The 3,985-nt window shown below is 71.7% G+C and carries 2 protein-coding genes; both read right to left on the reverse strand.

Annotated elements, in window-relative coordinates:
* A partial coding sequence (locus ACOV8S_RS23470) for an acyl-CoA dehydrogenase family protein (RefSeq protein ID WP_448320036.1) occupies positions 1-1,208 on the reverse strand: 1,208 nt, incomplete at its 3' end.
* Between the two features lie 478 nt (positions 1,209-1,686).
* A complete protein-coding gene (locus ACOV8S_RS23475; protein ID WP_448320037.1) occupies positions 1,687-3,780 on the reverse strand; it encodes an ATP-binding protein in 2,094 nt (697 codons plus the stop codon).
* Positions 3,781-3,985 lie beyond the last annotated feature (205 nt).

Genomic DNA, 3,985 nt, shown 5'->3' on the forward strand with positions numbered 1-3,985 from the left:
CGCTCCGGGCCGGGCGGGATGGTGCGGGCCACGTGGGCGAGGCGGACGGACCAGGAGCCCTTGCCCTCGCCCAGCGCCCTCTCGGCGAGCCGCAGGTACTGGACGTCGGAGGTGCCGGCCGGCGCGAGGATGTGGAACGCGTCCCGCACGTGCCGTTCCACCGCGCGGTCGGTGAACAGGCCCGCCGCCGCGTGGATCTCCATCGCCTGCCGTGCCGAGGTGATGGCGTACTCCGCGTTGACCGCCTTGGCGTTCATCATCTCCTCGTCACACGGCATGCCGTGGTCGAGCAGGCTGACCGCGTGGTACAGCGCGGTCCGGGCGGTCATCAGGCGGGACTGCATCTCGCCCAGTTTGATCTTGACGTTGGTCAGGTCCTTCAGCGGCCGGCCGTAGCGGATCCGTTCCGTGCAGAAGGCCGCGGTCTCCTCGACCACGGCCTGGTGGATGCCCAGCGACACGGCGGCGAGGTTGGGTCTGCCGTAGAGCGTGGAGGAGGAGTAGGCGACGTCCAGGCCCTGGCCCTCCTCGCCGAGCTGGTTCGCGGCCGGCACCCGGACGCCGTCGAGGACGATCTCCCCGAAGGAGAAGCCGTGGAGTCCCATGGACTCCTGCTGCGGTGCCAGGCGCACGCCCGGCCGCCTGGCCTCGACCAGGAAGGCGCTGAGCCCGCGCGATCCGGGCCCGGTGCGCACCACCACGCCGTGCAGGTCCCCCACGTGGCTGTTGCCCACGTAGACCTTGCGGCCGGTGAGCACGTAGTCGCCGCCGTCCCGGACCGCGCTGCTGGTCATGCCGAGGACATGGCCCCCCGAGCCCGGCTCGGTGACGGCGATGGTGGGCAGGCACGCGCCCTTGGCTATTCGCGGCAGCCAGGCCGCCCGCTGGGCCGCGTCGCCGAAGTGAATGATTTTGGCGACGCCCAGAATGCTCGCCTGTGCCATCGCGCCCATGGCGCCGCAGACGCGGGAGAGTTCCTCAATGATCACGGTCTTGCCAAGGTGTCCCACGCCCATGCCCTGGTAAACGGGGTCTATCGTGGCGCCCATCCAGCCCTGTTCGGCGATCATGCGGGAGAGTTTGTGGCCCACTTCGCCGACGGTCTTCTCCGTCTCCAGTTCACCGATCCGGGGCCGGATCTCCGTTTCGGCGAACTCCCGCACCCTGGACCGTAATTCGTCGTGCGTGGCGGTACCGAACAGATCCACCGTGGAGACCCCCTGTTCCCGTCGTTCCCCGCGCGTCCGGTGCGGCGCGGAAGCCACTTGTCGGCCAATCGCCGCACCGTCCAACAGCCGACTCCCTCATGCTCCAGCCTTCACAGGCATCCGCCTAGACGGCTGTCCGGACTTGGCCGAAATGCATACACGGATACCCGTGGGGGCATATGCCGCCGCATTTCATGATCGGCCTTCCACGCCCATTCCCATCTGTGACGACGACTATGTCGAAGATCCCCGGACCCGCCTTTTCGTGCTGTCATGGCCACGAAAATAATCGGGTGGAACCGTTCGCCGGCGTCACCCCCGTGACGGTTTAACGACGGTGTCCGAGAATGTCTCTGGCAATTGCGTGAGCCATCACATCGCGCCACCGGTTTTGAGCGCCCTTTGCGCCCCGGCGCGCGCCCGAACAGGACGTCTCATTCCCGCCCCATGCGGCGGATCCCCGCGAAAAGCGGGTCATTCACTGTTCAACCACCCCGGCCGAAGCCGTCAGGTGCGCGCCGGCCGTCCCGGCCCTGACCGGCGCCGGGCGGTCGGAGGTCTCCCGCCGCCACAGCGCGTCGCACAGGCGCTCGTGGGCCCGCTGCAGATGGCGCCGGTAGGTGCTGTAGGGCAGGCCCAGACGTTCGGCCGCCGCCATCTGGTTGGGCACCCGGTGGAAGTAGGTGGTGGCGACCACCCGGTGCACCCGGGCGTCCCGCGGGTCGGCGCGCATGGCGTCGACGACGTCGGTGATCAGCTCGCGCAGCAGTTCCGCGGCGCGGTCCGGCGTGTGCCCGGGCAGGCCGGTGACCATGCGCGCCCGCAGCAGCGGGCCGGCCGCGAAGTCGTCCTCCCGGTGCCAGTCGCGCAGGGCCGCGCGCACGGCCGCGTCGAAGTCGGCGCGGGTCAGCGGGGCAGCGGGTCCGGCCGTCGGCACGGCGGGCGGCTCCTCGGTGAGCGCGCCGGGCTGGGTCCGGTCGAACCAGACCGACAGCGGGGTGGTCCGCCAGTCGCAGGCGAACAGCGAGTACGTGTGGCCGTTGGGCCAGGGCATGTCCGTGGCCCTCTCGTGCCCCAGGTGCCGCATCAGCGGGTCCCACAGGTCGGCGAACGGGCTGAGCAGGAACGACCAGGCGAGCCCCTCGGAGCGGATCCAGTCGGCGCAGATGCGCAGCTGCATCAGGTGCTGTACCGGGGAGATCTCCCCGTAGGCCGCGGGGTTGACGAAGAAGCGGGCCACCAGCATGTGCTGACCGGGGCGCATCGGACTGGTGCGCCCCACGTACTCCCAGGCCTGGGCGAGGATGGGGTCGGCGGTCAGCTCCTCCTCGCTCGGCGTGGAGATCCGCAGCCAGGTCATGAAGGCGGCCGCCTCGCCGGTGGCCGAGTCGCGGTAGAGCCAGAAGGCCTCGGGCTGCCGCTGGAGCCAGAAGTCGACGACGGCCGCCGACTCGGGGCCCTCGGTGAGCGCGATCAGCCGGCGCACGGCCTCGTGGTCGTCCGGCCCGAGGACGTCCTCGTGGAAGTCGCCCTCCCGGCGCATCTGGAAGTACTCGCCCATCGACCCGTAGCGCTTGAGGTAGGTCAGCTCGCGGATCGCGGTCATGGCCTCGGCCGGCGGGGCGGTACGGGCCTGCTCGAGCAGGATGTGCCCGAGGCGGCGGTGCATCTCCTCGTACGCCTGCGGGTCCCGCCAGCGCAGGTCGGTGTCGACGGCGTCGCTGACCATCTCGTGCAGGAAGAGGCCCTGCCGCCCCCAGTCGGCGATCGGCAGCCGCCGCAGCCAGGTGAACATCTCGGCGCCCTGTTCGGGTCCGATCACCGCGCGCAGCAGCCCCTCGGTGGTGGTCATCGCGTGCGCGGCCACCTCCAGGGCGAGCCGGTGAGTGGGAGAGGGGACGTCCCCCACCATCTGCTGGAGCAGCGCGGTCAGGACGTCGGGGGTGGGCGCCCAGTCCCCTCCGTTGCCGTCGGTGGCGATGCCGGCGGCGAGGTTGAGGGCCAGCGGGTGACCGCCGGCGAACCGCAGGACGCGCCGGCCCAGGGCCGGCGACACCCCCCGCAGCTCCAGCAGCCGGGCCGCCTCGCTCTCGTCGAGGTCGCCGAGCGGCATGACGGCCAGGATCTCGCTCCAGGCGACGTCGGCGGTCCAGGTGGGGCTCGGCGCCTCGCGGCCGGCGAGCACCACCAGGGTCCGCGGCGACAGGGTGGGCAGGAAGCGGTCGACGAGCCAGCTCTCCAGCCCTTGGCAGTGCTCGAAGGCGTCGACGAGCAGCACGGCGTCCGCGGGGGCGCCCGCGACCTCGGCCTCCACCCCGGCGGGCGAGGGGTCGACGAGCCTGCCGTTCACCTCGACCACGGGCCGGCCCGCGTCCCGGCTCTCGTCCGCGAACCGCCGGAGCAGGGTCGACTTGCCCACTCCGCCGGGCCCGTGGACGTAGATCACCGCGGGTGCGCCGTCGCCGCCGGCGAGGGCCTCGCGGAACACCGCCAGCTGCGCGGAACGCCCGACGAAGGCACGCTCCCGCGCCCACCTCAGCCGCTCCGCCAGGCTCTTCGCTTCACGCTTCATCCGCGCAATGTATATGCCGCCCCGACGTGCGGGAATCCGCCTCCGCCACCCGGACAGGAGGAGGGCGCGGACCCGTGCGGGCACGGGGGTGAGCGGCGGGTGAGCACCCACTGGTCTGGCGGGTGAGCAACGGTGGCCGTCACAGTGACCGGCGAAGGACGAACGGGCGTCACGCCCGCGTCGGCGTCGTCCCCCGCCCCAGGAG

The sequence above is a fragment of the Streptomyces sp. CO7 genome (assembly GCF_053474865.1).

What these genes read in the sequence shown, in the direction of transcription:
- ACOV8S_RS23475 (WP_448320037.1), bottom strand. Translation starts at nt 3,780, where the DNA reads ATGAAGCGTGAAGCGAAGAGCCTGGCGGAGCGGCTGAGGTGGGCGCGG.